Here is a 15,997-nt window from a genome sequence, read left to right on the forward strand (position 1 = left end):
TTCGTCGGGGTTCTTTTTTGCATGTTGGAAACTTGGGAGCTACTTATTAAAGAATATTGAAGGATTGTTGAAGACTTGATTTCGAAATGTTTTTCGGGGTTCGTTGCTTTGTTGAGCGTGAGGGGTGGTCGGGAAGCTACTCGCTTTCCTGTGGGGATGACGGCAAGCCTCCTCGGACTTCGTCCTGTGGGGTCTCGCCAGCCAATCCATTCCCACGGGAGTCTCGCAGCTTCCCGACCACCCCTTTCGATGTATGCGTAAACGAACCCCTTTGCTCAAAGGGACTGCCTTCCACTTTCCCGCTTTAATAAGCATAAAGCCTTCTCTTTCAGAATCCAAATACACATAGGGTAGAAGTTTACCGCCCACAATGCTATCAAGCTTGAAAGCTTCTTATTACAGCAGTGGTTTCGAGACGCTTATAAAATCAAGGGGCGGAGGGAAACGGTGAGACTCCTATGGGACGTGTGGGACAGGTGAGACCCCGGAAGGCGTAGCCTGAGGAGGCTCACCGCCCGCCCCATGGAAAGCGAACTGTTTCCCGCAGCCCCACTCAACAAAAGTCTCGAAACTGAGTCTTCCAGAATAGGGAGCTTAACTGGAATATCGAATACTATAGCAGGGTAACTTTTTAAACATTTGATGAAACTGCTGGAGAGAAAAGGACAGGGGGGGAGGGGAACATGTTAAACTACGACAGAGAACCATCTTTTATGGAAAAGGAGAAAATGATTTATGGCAATCACCAACAAAACGGTCTTAAAAAAGATGTCCAGTGAGATACAGGAAGCTATGCTGCAGCATGGGGATGAGCAAAAAGTGAGGGAGCATGTGCGTTCAGTTAAATTGCTTGCTGACTTACTGTTGGAAGAGGGGACAAGTACGCAAAGTTCACCGGCTGCGGTCCAAGAACCAACAGTAGAAGAAATCCGCAAGATGATGGGAGCACGCACCTCAGAGCCCGTCCAGAAAGAGAATAAAGAAACAAAAATCGACCATGAGGAGGCCAATGGGTCTTCCATTTTTGACTTTTAAGGGGGAGAAGTAATGAAGCTCTTTTTGATTTTAGCCGTAATAAATGGATTCTTATCCGTCGCTTTAGGTGCCTTCGGGGCTCATGGACTGGAAGGGAAAGTCTCAGATAAAGGATTGGATCAATGGGGGAAAGCCGTTGATTATCAAATGTTCCATACGATGGCTTTGTTCGTCACAGCTCTATTGATGAGCAAAATCCAGGCCGGTACCATGACAGGTGCAGGTTGGTTTTTCTTAATCGGAATCCTGCTCTTTTCCGGAAGTCTTTATATCTATGCGACGTCTGGAATTAAAGTATTTGCTATGATAACTCCGTTTGGTGGTTTGTCATTTTTGATCGGCTGGATTTTGCTGGGTTACGCAATCATTAAGAATCTTTAATATTAGAAGTAGAGGATTGTTGTAAAAAACAGAAGAATGACCGCTCTCAAAAGTTGAATGATGGCATTTACTTTTTGCTGTCTTTTCATTTCGAGCATCCCTTCCAGGGCAAAGCTCGCCGCTAACACATAGAACATGAGTAAGATGATCCATTGGTGTTCAAGCTGAAATAAACCGACCACGGCGAGAATTACAGCTAACAAAAGGGCACCCAACTGGGCTCTTTGGTAACTTTCATATGGAGGTCGCATCTCTGTACACCCTTTTCTTTTGGCGTTTAGCCAGTAGTTTTGAATATGGAAATGAAAAACTCGCTACCGAAATAGCGAGTTTTTTGCTTCATTAACGAGGTTGCATTCCCTGGCCGGTGCCATACGGGTAGTTGTAGTTGATTTCTTCGTCGAATGTAATGTAATCAAGATAAACCATCAAGAGTAAATAACGTTTCCCTGTTTGGGGGTCGCTGAGTATAATGTGGTCTCTTCCTGCGGCTTCAATGATGCCTTTGAAAACCTTGGCGTTCCACTGATCGTTGTTTTCAAAAGTCATATACACGGTGGCCGGCTTCCCGGAATTCAGTCGTAAAATATTTTCGATGTATGATTCTTCGGAAGGGAGCATATTCGGAGGATTGACGCCTCCTTTATTTTGTCCTTGTTGCATTTGCGGAACTTGAAAGCCGCCTTGTTGCCCCGGAGGCTGGGTTCCCTGGCCTTGCATGGGTGAAACTGGATAGTAATTCATATACGGGTTTTGGCCGTAATATGGGGAGGATTGGCCGCCGTACATCGGCTGTCCCTGACCTTGCCCCTGACCCTGTCCGCCCATTTGCGGTTTCTTTTGTGCCAATTCAATCACTCCTTATTGGAATTAATAAACACTAGGACGGTCAGACCGAGTCGGAGAATAGAAGCAGCGGGATTTGAATCTGCCTGTATTCCATTGGCCGAACCACTGAGCTGGACAGTTCTCCAGAAGATTTGAAAAACCAAAGTAAGTTCGTGGGAGGGTGGAGCTGCTCACCGTTATTCGACGTCCTTGCAGTCCGTCTGTCTTTTCCCGTGCCCTTTGGTAGAACTATCCCTTTTGAGTAGCCTCAAAGCTTGCGTGACTATGGAACACCATCTTACGAACGATGTCCGAACAATTGATGCCATCCCCTCGCACATGGTTGACTCCTCTATTTCCGACCATAAGCATGCCTCGTATACCTTCGCATTCAGCCTCTGCTCTTGTAAGTATTGTTGATTATTAATGTGACATTGGCCTGTTCGAAGGGGACAACAGCCATGCGGTCACCTCACTTTAATAAAGGCATGATTGCATGTTCTTTAACACTATATGTTGGACGCCCATGGAGATATGATTAAAAATATTTTCTGATGGACAACAAAAAGGACCTCCCAAGAAGGGATGGTCCTTTTGCTGTTCTTCAACAATATGGCAGGTTTCTTGAAGACTAGATTTCGAGATGTTTTTCGGGGTTCGTTGCTTTGTTGAGCGTCAGGGGTGGTCGGGAAGCTACTCGCTTTCCTGCGGGGATGACGGCAAGCCTCCTCGTGCTTCGCACTGTGGGGTCTCGCCAGCCCATCCTATCAACAAGAGTCTCGAAACTGAGTCTTCCAGAATAGGGAGCGTTAGTGGAGGATATTGGGTATAAAAAAAGCTGCCAGATGAGCTGGCAGCTTTCTTCTTTATACTTGTAAAAATTGTTCGACAGCGTCTGGCTTGAGGATGTTTCCGATATAGAAAGATCCGAAATCACCATAACGTGAAGTTACTTCATCAAAGCGCATTTCATAAACGAGCTTTTTGAATTGAAGCACATCATGAGCAAATAGCGTAACGCCCCATTCCCAGTCATCAAAACCGATGGATCCGGTAATGATCTGACGGATTTTGCCGGCATACTGACGGCCTGTCATTCCATGGGCATACATAAGTTTGGCACGTTCATCTTTTTCAAGGACATACCAGTTATCATTGCCTTGTCGACGCTTGTCCATCGGGTAGAAGCAAATATGGTTCCACTTTGGAAGGGTAGGGCGCAAACGTGCCTGAATTTCAGGATCATCCTCATTCGCACTCCCCATATAATTGGAAAGCTCTACGACAGATACATACGAATAAGAAGGCTTTGTGAATTCTGCCAGTTTGGATTTATTGAAGGTCGTTTCGATTTCGTTCAGCTCTTCCATTGTCGGACGTAGAATCATCATCATGAAATCTGCTTTTTGACCGACAATTGTATATAAAGCATGACTACCTTCTTTGTTGCGTTCTGTTTCTTCCCATTGACCGATCAATTCTTTGAATTCATTGATCGCTTCTTCACGGTCTTCGTTTGATGCATACTTCCATGCTGTCCAGTCGACAGAACGAAAATCATGCAAACAATACCAACCGTCCATGGTAACTACTGCTTCTGGCATGGGATCGATCGCTCCTTTTACATTGAAGTATTGTACTAATAAAACATCCTCCATAAATATAACACATTTATATTTGGATAGATAACGATGCGGGCATGACAAAAGAGTGAACAGTTCGAGAAGTATCATCTTTAAGGAAATAGGGTAAAGTTATAAAATGAAATCGCTTCAAACGGAAAACTTGATTCGAACCACTTTCATTTGAACACAAAAGGTCTTATCATGTATAACAGAATGAAAAAATGGAGGGTTAATCATGAGTAACCTATTTGATACTTTGAAGTCTAAAATTGATGGAAAAGGCAAGAAAGTCGTATTTCCTGAAGCATTAGATGAGAGAATCCTAACAGCAGTGAGTCAATTGGGTGCTGACGGAATGTTGACACCTGTATTAGTCGGTAATAAAGAAAAAGTAGAACAGAAAGCATCTGAATTGAATGTGGATATTTCTGCTGCGGAAATTCTTGATCCTGCCAACTACGATGAATTTGATGAAATGGTCGCAAGCTTTGTGGAGCGCCGTAAAGGAAAAGCGACAGAAGAAAAAGCACGTGAAATCCTTCAAGGTGGAAACTACTTTGGTACCATGCTTGTCTACATGGGCAAAGCAGACGGACTTGTGAGTGGTGCCGCTCACTCTACAGCTGATACTGTACGTCCAGCTCTTCAAATCATTAAAACGAAGCCTGGCATTAAGAAAACTTCCGGTGTATTCATCATGGTCCGTGAGGAAGAGAAGTATGTCTTCGCTGATTGTGCCATCAACATCAACCCTGACAGTCAGGATTTAGCAGAAATCGCTTTGGCAAGTGCAGAAACAGCTCAGCTATTCGACATCCATCCAAAAGTTGCTATGTTAAGTTTCTCAACGAAAGGATCTGCTCAGTCCCCTGAAACGGAGAAAGTGACACAAGCGCTTGAGATCGCCAAAGAACAAAACAATGACCTATTAATTGATGGTGAATTCCAATTTGATGCGGCGTTCGTTCCATCGGTAGCAGAGAAAAAAGCGCCGGATTCTCCACTAATGGGTGAAGCGAACACGTTTGTATTCCCAAGCCTTGAAGCAGGAAATATCGGTTACAAAATTGCCCAGCGCCTGGGTAACTTTGATGCCGTTGGTCCGATTCTACAAGGCTTGAACCAGCCGGTAAACGATCTATCCCGTGGCTGTAATTCTGATGATGTGTATAAGCTCGCCATCATTACTGCTGCTCAAGCTCTATAAGGAAGAGTAAAAGCTCGCGGACAACGTCCAGCGAGCTTTTTTGCTCAACCCGGGAGAAGAAATAGAAAAGCGCTCGACATCCTTATTCCAGGTTGTCGAGCGCTTTTTCGTTTCGTTTGATCATTTGCTCAAACCGCTTATGAAACCAGTCGATTTCGTCTCCTTCTAAAGCATGGGTGACAAGGTGACCTGAGAGTTCATGTAATTTCATCAAGATACGGTCACGTACGTCGGCAACGGTGAGATTAGCGCCTAATAACTCATTTAAAGACGCCATCACATGTGGATCGATATCAGGATAGCTGAAGCGGGTTTCTTCATTGCGTTTGCCCAGTTCATAGAACCGCTTCAAAAGAGCTGCCCGTTCTGCACCGCTGCCACTTACGTCAAGATAAATCTGGACAGCGGAACCGTTTTTTACCCTGCGCTGGGAAATACCTGCGAATTTTTTACCATCAATACTCAAATCATAGGTTCCTGGACAATAGGATTGCGTGATTTCATAAGCTTCAATCCCGTCCGTCAAATCGGAAAAGAGTTGGCGGATAAACGAAACCATCGCTTCATAGCCGTCATGGATATTTACCTGTTTAGAATCAGGGAAGATGAGGGAAAGGTTCAAAACGCCTTCATCCAACACAACGGCGAGCCCCCCGGAATTACGGACGATCACATCATAGCCGTTCGACTTCAAATGTTGGATGGCTTCTTTTATATAAGGAAGGCGGGCATCGGGAATTCCGAGTACGATTGTATCGTGGTGGACCCAGAGCCTTGCCGTTGTCGGGCTTATGCGTTCACCGACACTGATCGATAACGCATCGTCCATAGCAAAAGACTGTAAAGCCGAAAAACCGGGGCCTAAATTGCTTTGATCGATGAAGCGATACGTATCTGGTTTTAATAATGGATGTAGTTCACTCATAGCATTCGTTCTCCTTTTTATTAGCAACGTCCATTATACCAAAAGTCGCCTCTTGCATGAATGGAAGATCGATTGTAAAATTCTTTGTTGGATAAAAAATTCATATCAAATGTTAGAGCGCTTATAGACAGGGTTCAAGGTGAATACCTGTCAATTTCTGTCTGTCAAGATGTTTTTTTGTCGGAATTTAAGGTATATAATAGATAAAAATGTCGTGTAGAAAGGACAAAATGATGGCCTATCGTGATGAAAAGTTAAGTGAAGAAAAGGTTTTTAAAGACCCCGTACATCGTTATGTCCACGTTCGTGAACGGGTGATTTGGGATTTGATCGGGACGTCTGAATTTCAGCGGCTCCGTAGAATCAAACAGCTCGGCACCTCTTATTTGACGTTCCATGGAGCTGAACACAGCCGTTTCAACCACTCCTTAGGTGTTTATGAAATCGTAAGAAGAATCATCGAGAACTTCAAAGACCGTCCGAACTGGAATCAGGAGGAGCGGTTGCTTTGTCTTTGTGCTGCTCTTTTGCATGATCTTGGTCATGGACCTTTTTCGCATTCCTTTGAAAAAGTATACAAGCTTGATCATGAAGATTTCACTCAGGCGATTTTACTTGGAGATACCGATGTGAATAAGGTCCTCAGTAATGTGGAAAAAGGCTTTCCTAAAAAAGTAGCCGACGTCATCAATAAGACGTACGAAAACAAGCTCGTCGTAAGCTTAATATCTAGTCAAATTGATGCGGATCGAATGGATTATTTGCAGCGGGATGCTTATTTTACAGGAGTCAGCTATGGTCATTTCGACATGGAGCGGATTCTTCGAGTCATGCGGCCGATGGAAGATCAGGTTGTCGTTAAAGAGAGCGGCATGCATGCAGTAGAAGATTATATTATGAGTCGCTATCAAATGTACTGGCAGGTGTATTTCCACCCTGTAACGCGAAGTGCGGAAGTCATTTTAACTAAAATTCTTCACCGTGCGAAGGAACTGTACGAAGAAGGATACAATTTCAAGTTAGAACCGGTGCATTTCCTTTCCTTCTTTTCTGGTGAGCCTTCACTAGAAGAATATTTGGCGCTGGATGAGGCGGTCGTCCTTTATTATTTCCAGACGTGGATGAAAGAAGAAGATGCGGTATTGAGTGATCTTTGCCATCGTTTCGTGAACCGTAAACTTTTTAAGTATATAGAGTTCAATCCGAATTCCCAGATGAACGAATGGATGGAACTATATAAACTGTTCGCAAAAGCCGGACTGAATCCTGACTATTATTTAGTCGTCGACTCAAGTTCAGACCTTCCGTATGACTTTTACCGCCCGGGTGAAGAAGGGGAGAGGCTGCCCATTCACCTTCTGCAGCCAAATGACGAGTTGAAGGAACTGTCCAGGCTTTCTGATATTGTCGAATCGATTTCGGGTAAAAAACGGACGGACCATAAATTATATATTCCTCTCGATCGTCTTGAGGAAATGTCGAATCGAAGTAAAACGAAGAAGCGGATTATGGAAATATTGTTTGGATAAGGAGTGAACCTCCATGTTGGAGAATCATGCGAAGTTGATGCAGTTTTTCTCAAGCACTCATGAAATTGTAGGTCGAAAAAAGTTACAAAAGATGATTTACATACTGAAAAAGTGTGAAATCCCTTTTGAAGAGCGCTATCAGTTCCATTTCTACGGCCCTTATTCGGAGGAACTGACACTAAGAGTTGAAGAAATGTGCAATCTTGGTTTTATTAGTGAAACGAAAGAAGAAAAGAAGAATTATTATCAATACCGTTATCAACTGACCGATAGCGGGAGAAATTTTCTGACCCATTATGAGATGGACCTACCGCCATTGAATGAACATATTGAAGAAATGAATGGACGCAGTTCGCGTTTCCTTGAGCTTGTTTCCACCATGCTGTTCTTCGAGCACCTACCGAAAGCTGAAATTGCCGAAAAAGTGTTTACAGTGAAGAGTGCTCAAAATTACACACAAGAAGATATTGATGAAGGATGGAAATTTATTGAACATTTGCGTTCCATTCATTAAGATAAAATGTAGGTGTACGATGATGTACACCTTTTTTATTGGGGTGTAATGTCAGATAATTGAAAAAATATAATCCGAAAGTAGAGTGGAGGTCTACGGACATGAGGGTCATTAAATTTGCTGCGTATTATATATTCGGTATAGTCGGAATTCTATTGATCAGCACTTCTCCCGCGTTGTTCAGGGGAGGAGCGTTTTTAGATGTAGGAAATTACATAATAGAATTGAATCAACTGCTTGGCTCTGTCCTGAACCCGGGAGATTGGAACTATTTATTCAAAGGACGTCCTGTGCCGATTTTTGAACATTTGTGGGACCCTTATCAATACTCCATGACAGTTTTCTTCGGTGGCATTCTATTAGGTTTTGTTCTCGCATTCGCAGGTGCTTTCTTTACCGTATTTTTACCGAAATGGCTGCGTTCCGTCGTCGATCGCATCCTTGGTTTGCTTGAGAGTGTACCTGATTTATTGTTGGCTTTCTCCATTCAGTTGTTCATTGTTTGGTTCTATAAACAAACGGAAATTCTGCTGATTTCTTTTGCTTCCCTTGGACAGGGAGGGCAAGTCTACCTGCTTCCGATGATTGCGATTGCCGTCCTGCCTATGGTGACCATGTATAAAATCACCCTCGCATTGATCGAAGAAGAATGGACGAAATCTTATGTGCAGATGGCCAGGGGAAAAGGGTTGGAGAAAGCCGGCATTTTGTGTGTACATATCTTTCGGAACATCGGAAAAAGCACGTTCTACCACTCGAAAATCATTGTATGGGGGGCGTTGTCGAGTCTGTTGATTATTGAATATATTTTCAATATGAACGGGATTACGACCGCATTTCTGAATGATTTTCGGCCGATTGTTTCAAGCTTTATCCTTCTCATGCTGTTTACACCTTTTTATATCATCTATCAAGGCACAGAACTGTTCCTTTTTAAAGATGAGAAGAAGTCGGAAGAAACCGCTACACGCATGAACAGTTTTATCGGATCTACCTCCTTTAAAGGGGGTGGAGGGTGGCTTGCTCATGCATTATCAGAAGTCGGAGCTCATTTTAAAAATATCAAGTTCCTCTTAGGCTTTACGGTCATTGCGGGAGCCCTCACCGTAAGTATCGTTTATACCATCACCGCAGAGCCGCTGATAGATCAGTTCCGACTGATCTATGATGATGAAGGGACACTAGTCAGTTCGATGCCACATACACCGGAATATGTATTTTTGGGTACTGATGCTCTCGGTTTTAGCGTGCTCGACCAAATCTTGGTCGGAGCGAAATACACAATCATTTTCGGTCTTGTGATAGCTTTCTTACGAATGGCCATTGGGTTCCTTTTAGCTATTCCTTATGCTTTCTTTCTACCTAAAAAGGTGCAGCTTGTTTTTGAAAAACTAGTGGACAGCATGCACTTTTTACCGATGACGATCATCGCCTTTTTGCTGTTGAGGCCTGTGTTATGGATGCCTCCTGGCGGGTTTACGACGACAGAAACAGAGAGGATCATTTATCAGGGGATCATTTTGACACTTTTAGCTGTTCCGCTTGTCATAACGTTGTTCGGCAATGAAATGAAGTTGATTATGAAAGAAGAGTTCGTAACGAGTACAAAGGTGCTTGGCGGCAGTTCCGTTCATCTGTTGTGGAAGCACTTAATGCCGCACTTGAGTGCCCGTATGGGGATCATCTTCGGTCAGCAGTTCATCCAAACGTTGCTTATTTTCATCCACCTGGGCGTATTTGATATTTATTTTGGCGGGACGAAAGTAAGCTATGATTTTGTGGCGGACCCGCCAACAAGTACCACCTATGAATGGTCCGGGATGATCGGAGCAGCCAAAGATTCGTTGATGACAGGGCGCTGGTGGCTCATCATCCCTACGCTCCTATGTTTCATGGCAATGATTGTAGCCATGCAGTTGATTGTACAGGGAATCAAGGAAGTGCAGCAGCGTCGTGTCGGCGTACCTGTAGAGCAGAATACATGGTTCAAGAAAATTTTCCGTAGAAAAGAAACACGTGGTGGAAAAGCTGATTATCTCAAGGAAGCGGATTTTGAGTTTGTGTCTGAACAGAAGAGAGCTGATGAATCTCGGGATGACCATGGATATAGGAGAAAGTCGATATGAATCATATTCCTGTCTTTGAAATGGAAAAGATAAGGTTGCGAGGGCTGAAAATGACGGATCACGAAAGCTCTTGAATAAATTTAGCTTCCGCGAAGAGGGGGTATTAAGGGAAACAGATTTTGATGGAGAGAGATTTCAGGATACGGTGGTGTTTTCCATGCTGAAAAAGGAATACGAGCGCATTAAACAAACGTTTGACCAATAATTCATGAAGCGTCTGTTCTAACAAGAACTGTTTTGTATGTTAAAATGGGACAAAATAAGAGGACGATTGAAGAGGAGGATCGCTTTATGAAAGAGTTTGATCAATTTAAAAACAATGGTGAAAACAGCGATAAAAAAAAGAACCAATTCACAATTATTAAAGATGATTCAACGGATGGACATGGAGGATATGGTGTCGGTTCCATCAGTTTGGAGAATATGACCCCGGTTATTGTGGACCCTAATGAAGACGAAGCCTATGTTGATATGGGAGCTCTTCATGCGCGTAGTAAAGTAGAAAAACGCATCAAATTCATTACCGATCGTGAAGTCGTTAAAAACGGACTGAAATATTGGATCGCTTGGGTGACGGTCGATCATCAGGAAGGAAAACCGTGTTACCACGGTGTAGCGGCCAGTGAGATTGTCGTAGACAGGTCTATCAAGCGCGGATACAAATTGATGCCTGAACACGTGAATCATATGGATAAATCCTTGAAAGGGCGCTTTGTGGTCGATCATCTTGATGAGAAGTCGAAGAAGCTGCTCGGCGGTTATTTGCGTGACTTTAAACCAGAATTATGGGAGAACACGGCGCAGGAACTCAAAGATTCTCTAGGTGTACAATAAATCATAACTGTAAGGTCATAGCATCGATACGTAGAGAGGGGAATCTGTAGGATTTCCCTCTTTCTCATTAGATCTTATGGTGAAAGAAAGGAGTGGATTTTTTGAAAAGGATTTTAGAAGATGATGTTGTGTTTCACTTTGTGATTGCTCTTGTGGGATTGATCTCGGGAATCCTTCACTTCCTGTTTAAATGGTCTTTTTATGCAGATCATGAGTATTTAACATCAGGGTTATGGTTTATTTCAGGTGCTTTCGTGATCTATGTGAGTTGCATATTCGTGTTCGGGTATCAGAAAAAGGCGAACGCAGGAAACAAAGAGATGGATTAGGACGAGTAATTTCCTTTTCCAATTTTAAAAAAGAGACACATGGGACATAGGACTGTGTGGCTAAGTATGAAAATTCCAGTTTACGATTCCTTCTTTTATGGTAGAATAAGAACAAACGTTCGTGTTGGAGGGAGCCAATGATGGATAACCGGAATCGTGATCGCGGGACGATCAAGTGGACATCGCTCATGCTGCCGGAGCATGTAGAGATGGTAAAAAAACTTTGGAAAGAAGATCAGCGTGTAGAAAAAGGCATCATGGATGAACAGAAAGCTGTCGAAATTGACTTTCTTTTGCAGCGGGCACTAACGGACAATCTTACTGTCCAGGTTAGAGTGCACAATGGTTTCGAGTATGAAGATATAAGGATGAAGGTGACCAATGTAAACCGTAACAACCACGCAGTAGTAGGGGTTGATGGCCAGACGAAAGAGAAGGTCCGCATCTCTCTAGATGATATCGCTGACCTCGCTATTTTGTAAGGTGTTCACGATTTGTTCACAAAATGTTCATGAAAAAAGTGTAAGAATTCAGACGCCCAATCTTGACGAATCAGCGATAAGGGTAATATATTAAGTAACACATGGGTTATACATGTTTACTAGGACAGAGAAAGCGACCGGTTCCCCGGTCGTTTTCTCTGTCTTTTTTTATTTTGTGATGAACGTGGAGTCATTGTTTTTTAAAGAAAAAAAGCGAAAGGTCATCCGTTGGGAGGATGACCTTTCGCGCCAAAGGAGTCAAAGCGAACCAGAACGCTTAAAAGAACCAGTCCACCACATCTTTAAACCATGGATCATCTTTGAATTCATCATCCACATCTTTACTTTCGTCTCCGCCACATACTTCCTTAGGAATATCGGACTCTTCCATGTACACTAACCGTTCCTGCGGACAGTTGGGGCCAGCGACATAGCCGGTTTCAGGATCGATGTAGACTCCTTTCACCCCTGGTGGTGGAATGAAGGCTGCTGTAGGCTCATTCTCATGTATTTTCTCCATCGTATCCGCCCAGATGGCTTTGGCATATCGATGGTCGTTGAAGTCTTCGAGCGGCTTACTGCCTTCATCATAACCGACCCATACACCGGAGACGTATTGAGGGCTGAAGCCGATCATCCAGCTGTCGTTGTCGGTGGTTCCAGATTTCCCTCCATACATGCGTGTCAGCTTCCCTTTGATTGGAGTGCCTGTGACAGATGCATAATCGGCATCTAAGACAGGATCGAACATTCCTGTCATCATGTGGGTGACAGTGAACGCCCGTACTCGATCGACAGCATCGTCTTTATTGTAAGTTGGTTTGTATTCATAAAGAACATTCCCGTGCCGGTCCGTAATTTTAGCGATCGTATGACCTTCAATGGATTCCGTTCCTTTCACCATTTTTCCATAGGCACTGACCATATCAAAAAGGGAGATGGAGGAGTATCCTAAGGCAAGCGCAGGGTGTGGCTTGAATGTTCCCTCAACACCGAATGTCTTCATCGTTTTTCCTAGTTTTTCTGGTCCGATATCCATGTGGGTTTTCACGGCATAAATATTATCGGAAACGGCAAGCGCTTGAGCCATGGAAATTGGTTCTTCTGCATATTGGTCGTTGAAGTTGGATGGAATATAAGGGTCGGTTTTACCTTCTACTTCAATCTCAACAGGCTGCGTCTCTTTCATCGTGACAGGGGAGTACCCTTCCGCGAGCGCTGCATAATAGAGAAAAGGTTTGATAGTCGAACCGACGGACCGTTTCGCCTGAGTGGCTCTGTTGAACGGACTCTCTCCATAATCTTTACCACCGACAAGGGCCGTGATCGATCCAGAATGGCCATCCATCACAGCAGATGCGACTTGGATTTCTTCACTTCATGGGATGTTTCTTTTCACCTGTTCTTCCAAAATCCGTTGATGTTCTTCAATTAAAGTGGTGTATATATGATAGCCGCCTGTCTGCACACTTTCTCTGTCTACATCAAGTAGATGAGCCGCTTCTGTAACGACTTGATCCTGGAAATAGGGGGCAATCTCCTGGATCTCTTCTTCTTCATCGTCTGCATAGGAGATGCTCGCTTCTACAGCTGCTCTTTTTTCAGAGGAAGTGATATAGCCGTTCTGTTCCATTTCAGCTAAGATTTGCTGCTGTCTTGCTTCTGCTCGTTCCGCGTTTGCGAGTGGCGAGTAATAGGTCGGACCTTTAGGGATTCCAGCTAACATGGAGGCTTCTGTCAAAGTAAGGTCCTCTGCATGTTTATTGAAATACTGCCGGCTCGCCGCTTCAATTCCATAAGCCCCATGGCCGTAATAGATCGTGTTCAGGTAACCTTCTAGTATTTCATCCTTGTTATAAAAAATTTCTAATCGTAGGGCATAGAGAGCCTCGTTTAGTTTCCGCTTCCATGTTTTATCATGGGACAGGTATAGGTTTCTTGCGTATTGCTGGGTGATGGTGCTGGCCCCCTCGGCCATTCTCATTTGCTTAAGGTCCGTAAGAGCAGCTGCCGCAATACGCTTCAAGTCGAAACCGAAGTGGTTATAGAAACGCCGGTCTTCAATGGCAAGTGTCGCGTCTTTGATAGATTCGGGCATTTCCTCTATATTAATCCAGTAACGTTCTTCGGCGCCCTGCTCTTCTCCTATGATTTCCCCGTCCGTCCCATAGAAGACGGTATTCTGTTCAGTCATCAATGATGGAGGTCCCTGGGTGATGGCGTAGATCAGTACGCCGATGATTCCAACAATCCCTATGATTGTGCCAAATACGGTGAGTTTCACTCCTCGAATCGCCCATCTATAAGTTGTTCTGAAAAATGATCGCATTCTTTTATACTCCTAACTGTTACGAATGTATAAAGACTGCTATTATTATGTGAGAATACGTAGTAAAATAAACTTCTTGAGTGAAACAAACGCATAGGCGATGAAAGATATTTCATAGATGAAAAAGGAGAAATGCAACATGGGTACATGGTTTACTGAGAAACAGACCGATCATTTCGGGATTACAGCGAAGGTCAATCGCTCCCTGCACAGTGAGAAGACAGACTTTCAAGATTTAGAGATGTTGGAAACAGCGGAGTGGGGGAATATGCTCGTTCTTGATGACATGGTCATGACGACAGAGAAGGATGAATTCGTCTATCACGAAATGGTTGCCCATGTTCCATTGTTTACCCACCCGGACCCCAAAAACGTTCTTGTTGTGGGTGGCGGAGATGGTGGCGTCATCCGTGAAGTTTTGAAACATGAGAGTGTAGAAAAAGCAACTCTTGTTGAAATTGATGGGAAAGTCATCGAGTATTCGAAAAAGTATCTGCCTTCCATTGCAGGAGCGCTAGAGGATGAGCGAGTGGAAGTGAAGGTGGATGACGGCTTCATGCACATCGCCAAAAGTGAAAATGAGTATGATGTCATTATGGTCGATTCCACCGAACCTGTAGGACCGGCCGTTAATCTTTTTTCCAAAGGGTTCTATGAGGGGATTGCCAAAGCATTGAAAGAAGATGGCATTTTCGTCGCACAAACGGATAACCCATGGTTTAAAGCGGATCTGATCCGCCAGGTGTATAGCGACGTGAAAGAAACATTCCCGATCACAAAAGTGTACACAGCGAACATCCCTACCTATCCAAGTGGACTGTGGACATTTACGATGGGAAGTAAAGTGCATGATCCCCAGCAAGTCACAGAGGAGCGCTTTGCAGATATCGATACGAAATATTACACCGACGAAATTCATCGCGCATGTTTTGCACTGCCGAAGTTCGTCAAAGATCTTACGAAGGAGTGACTCCCATGCGTTTTGATGAATCCTACTCTGGAAAAGTATTTATCATGAGCCGGGCGACGGAGGAAGAAGCGGACGCTGTCATTTACGGCATGCCGATGGACTGGACCGTCAGTTTCCGTCCTGGATCACGCTTCGGTCCGAACCGTATTCGTGAGGCTTCCATTGGGCTGGAAGAATACAGCCCGTACCTTGATCGTCACCTGGAAGAAGTGGATTATCATGATGCCGGCGATTTGATGCTGCCATTCGGAAATGCAGCGCGGAGCCTGGATATTATTGAAGGGTATATCGATGAATTACTTGAAAAAGGTAAATTCCCCCTCGGTCTTGGGGGGAGAGCACCTCGTTACATGGCCTGTCATTCAAGCGATGTATAAAAAACATCCGGACCTCGCCATCATTCATATCGATGCCCATGCGGACCTTCGTGAAGAGTATGAAGGGGAAGTGTTGTCCCACTCGACGCCGATTCGCAAGTCGTGTGAGCTGATGGGAGCAGAGAATGTCTATTCATTCGGCATCCGCTCCGGCATGCGTGAAGAGTTCCAATATGCCGAAGAATCTGGTATGCATATGGCTAGGTTTGAAGTGTTGGAACCTTTGAAAAAAGTGCTGCCTGAACTTGCCGGCCGTCCGGTATATGTCACGATTGATATCGATGTGCTCGATCCTGCCTTTGCCCCTGGAACAGGGACGGCAGAAGCGGGCGGGATCTCGTCGAAAGAACTGCTTGCAAGCATCCATGCCATAGCGGGCAGCGATTTGAACATCGTAGGAGCGGACCTCGTTGAAGTCGCTCCCGCTTATGACCCGACAGAGAAGACGCAGATTGCTGCGAGCAAGTTCATCCGCGAAATGCTTTTAGGGTTCGTCAAATAAATGA

Annotated in this window: 16 protein-coding genes and 2 pseudogenes; 11 read left to right on the forward strand and 7 right to left on the reverse strand. The window is 44.3% G+C overall.

The features are described from left to right. Window positions 1-735 precede the first annotated feature (735 nt). The gene (locus LC065_RS06765) at window positions 736-1,035 is read left to right on the forward strand and encodes a YwdI family protein (RefSeq protein ID WP_226592861.1); all 300 of its coding nucleotides are present in this window, start codon (window positions 736-738) and stop codon (window positions 1,033-1,035) included. Between the two features lie 12 nt (window positions 1,036-1,047). Beyond that, the gene (locus tag LC065_RS06770; protein WP_226592859.1) at window positions 1,048-1,416 is read left to right on the forward strand and encodes a DUF423 domain-containing protein; all 369 of its coding nucleotides are present in this window, start codon (window positions 1,048-1,050) and stop codon (window positions 1,414-1,416) included. A 2-nt stretch (window positions 1,417-1,418) separates the two neighbouring features. On the opposite strand, the gene LC065_RS06775 is transcribed toward LC065_RS06770, so the two are convergent. The 4 genes and pseudogenes from LC065_RS06775 to hemQ all read right to left on the reverse strand — a co-directional run bounded on the left by LC065_RS06775 (window position 1,419) and on the right by hemQ (window position 3,848). Continuing rightward, on the reverse strand, window positions 1,419-1,667 hold the full coding sequence (locus LC065_RS06775; RefSeq protein ID WP_226592858.1) for a hypothetical protein: 249 nt from the start codon (window positions 1,665-1,667) through the stop codon (window positions 1,419-1,421). A 91-nt stretch (window positions 1,668-1,758) separates the two neighbouring features. Then, window positions 1,759-2,265, reverse strand: coding sequence for a spore coat protein GerQ (gene gerQ, locus LC065_RS06780; RefSeq protein ID WP_226592856.1), 507 nt, complete (start codon window positions 2,263-2,265; stop codon window positions 1,759-1,761). A 21-nt stretch (window positions 2,266-2,286) separates the two neighbouring features. Continuing rightward, window positions 2,287-2,658: pseudogene (locus tag LC065_RS06785) on the reverse strand (cell wall hydrolase). A 452-nt stretch (window positions 2,659-3,110) separates the two neighbouring features. Continuing rightward, window positions 3,111-3,848, reverse strand: a complete 738-nt coding sequence (gene hemQ, locus LC065_RS06790) for a hydrogen peroxide-dependent heme synthase (RefSeq protein WP_226592967.1) — start codon at window positions 3,846-3,848, stop codon at window positions 3,111-3,113. A gap of 256 nt (window positions 3,849-4,104) precedes the next feature. Here hemQ and pta point away from each other — a divergent pair, with 256 nt between their 5' ends. Further along, entirely contained in the window at window positions 4,105-5,076 is a 972-nt protein-coding gene (gene pta, locus LC065_RS06795) for a phosphate acetyltransferase (protein WP_226592854.1), read from the forward strand. Window positions 5,077-5,158: 82 nt separating this feature from the next. Here pta and LC065_RS06800 read toward each other — a convergent pair whose 3' ends face one another. Then, window positions 5,159-6,001 (reverse strand): octanoyl-[GcvH]:protein N-octanoyltransferase, encoded by an 843-nt coding sequence (locus LC065_RS06800; RefSeq protein WP_226592852.1) that lies wholly within the window; start codon window positions 5,999-6,001, stop codon window positions 5,159-5,161. Window positions 6,002-6,234: 233 nt separating this feature from the next. On the opposite strand from LC065_RS06800, the gene LC065_RS06805 reads away from it, so the two are divergent. The 6 genes from LC065_RS06805 (at window position 6,235) to LC065_RS06830 (ending at window position 11,815) form a co-directional block, all read left to right on the forward strand. Further along, entirely contained in the window at window positions 6,235-7,530 is a 1,296-nt protein-coding gene (locus tag LC065_RS06805; RefSeq protein WP_226592965.1) for an HD domain-containing protein, read from the forward strand. Window positions 7,531-7,543: 13 nt separating this feature from the next. Next, window positions 7,544-8,044: a YwgA family protein gene (locus tag LC065_RS06810; RefSeq protein ID WP_226592850.1), complete on the forward strand. Its 501-nt coding sequence runs from the start codon at window positions 7,544-7,546 to the stop codon at window positions 8,042-8,044. Window positions 8,045-8,145: 101 nt separating this feature from the next. Then, window positions 8,146-10,170: an ABC transporter permease gene (locus LC065_RS06815; RefSeq protein ID WP_226592848.1), complete on the forward strand. Its 2,025-nt coding sequence runs from the start codon at window positions 8,146-8,148 to the stop codon at window positions 10,168-10,170. Window positions 10,171-10,461: 291 nt separating this feature from the next. After that, window positions 10,462-11,004: a YwhD family protein gene (locus LC065_RS06820; RefSeq protein WP_226592846.1), complete on the forward strand. Its 543-nt coding sequence runs from the start codon at window positions 10,462-10,464 to the stop codon at window positions 11,002-11,004. Window positions 11,005-11,105: 101 nt separating this feature from the next. Then, entirely contained in the window at window positions 11,106-11,333 is a 228-nt protein-coding gene (locus LC065_RS06825) for a hypothetical protein (protein ID WP_226592844.1), read from the forward strand. 137 nt (window positions 11,334-11,470) lie between these two features. Beyond that, window positions 11,471-11,815 carry a YolD-like family protein gene (locus LC065_RS06830; RefSeq protein ID WP_226592842.1) on the forward strand — a complete coding sequence of 115 codons (345 nt, stop codon included), beginning with the start codon at window positions 11,471-11,473 and terminating at the stop codon, window positions 11,813-11,815. A gap of 277 nt (window positions 11,816-12,092) precedes the next feature. Here the strand turns inward: LC065_RS06830 and LC065_RS06835 are convergent, their stop codons facing one another. Next, entirely contained in the window at window positions 12,093-13,163 is a 1,071-nt protein-coding gene (locus LC065_RS06835; protein ID WP_306163944.1) for a transglycosylase domain-containing protein, read from the reverse strand. Window positions 13,164-13,193: 30 nt separating this feature from the next. After that, complete coding sequence (locus tag LC065_RS06840; protein ID WP_306163840.1) at window positions 13,194-14,144, reverse strand: transglycosylase domain-containing protein; 951 nt, start codon at window positions 14,142-14,144, stop codon at window positions 13,194-13,196. Window positions 14,145-14,283: 139 nt separating this feature from the next. On the opposite strand from LC065_RS06840, the gene speE reads away from it, so the two are divergent. After that, on the forward strand, window positions 14,284-15,114 hold the full coding sequence (gene speE, locus LC065_RS06845) for a polyamine aminopropyltransferase (protein ID WP_226592781.1): 831 nt from the start codon (window positions 14,284-14,286) through the stop codon (window positions 15,112-15,114). 5 nt (window positions 15,115-15,119) lie between these two features. Next, a pseudogene (gene speB, locus LC065_RS06850) lies at window positions 15,120-15,993 on the forward strand (agmatinase). Window positions 15,994-15,997: the final 4 nt, after the last annotated feature.

Origin of the sequence: Halobacillus litoralis (assembly GCF_020524085.2) — a bacterium.
In the GTDB taxonomy this organism is placed as follows: Bacteria; Bacillota; Bacilli; order Bacillales; family Halobacillaceae; genus Halobacillus; species Halobacillus litoralis_E.

Coding starts and splice junctions, on each gene's coding strand:
- LC065_RS06815 (WP_226592848.1), top strand. CDS start 8,146: ATGAGGGTCATTAAATTTGCTGCGTATTATATATTCGGTATAGTCGGA.
- LC065_RS06835 (WP_306163944.1), bottom strand. CDS start 13,163: ATGGATGGCCATTCTGGATCGATCACGGCCCTTGTCGGTGGTAAAGAT.
- LC065_RS06840 (WP_306163840.1), bottom strand. CDS start 14,144: ATGCGATCATTTTTCAGAACAACTTATAGATGGGCGATTCGAGGAGTG.
- LC065_RS06830 (WP_226592842.1), top strand. CDS start 11,471: ATGATGGATAACCGGAATCGTGATCGCGGGACGATCAAGTGGACATCG.
- LC065_RS06820 (WP_226592846.1), top strand. CDS start 10,462: ATGAAAGAGTTTGATCAATTTAAAAACAATGGTGAAAACAGCGATAAA.
- LC065_RS06800 (WP_226592852.1), bottom strand. CDS start 6,001: ATGAGTGAACTACATCCATTATTAAAACCAGATACGTATCGCTTCATC.
- LC065_RS06810 (WP_226592850.1), top strand. CDS start 7,544: ATGTTGGAGAATCATGCGAAGTTGATGCAGTTTTTCTCAAGCACTCAT.
- hemQ (WP_226592967.1), bottom strand. CDS start 3,848: ATGCCAGAAGCAGTAGTTACCATGGACGGTTGGTATTGTTTGCATGAT.
- LC065_RS06765 (WP_226592861.1), top strand. CDS start 736: ATGGCAATCACCAACAAAACGGTCTTAAAAAAGATGTCCAGTGAGATA.
- pta (WP_226592854.1), top strand. CDS start 4,105: ATGAGTAACCTATTTGATACTTTGAAGTCTAAAATTGATGGAAAAGGC.
- LC065_RS06775 (WP_226592858.1), bottom strand. CDS start 1,667: ATGCGACCTCCATATGAAAGTTACCAAAGAGCCCAGTTGGGTGCCCTT.
- LC065_RS06805 (WP_226592965.1), top strand. CDS start 6,235: ATGGCCTATCGTGATGAAAAGTTAAGTGAAGAAAAGGTTTTTAAAGAC.
- speE (WP_226592781.1), top strand. CDS start 14,284: ATGGGTACATGGTTTACTGAGAAACAGACCGATCATTTCGGGATTACA.
- LC065_RS06770 (WP_226592859.1), top strand. CDS start 1,048: ATGAAGCTCTTTTTGATTTTAGCCGTAATAAATGGATTCTTATCCGTC.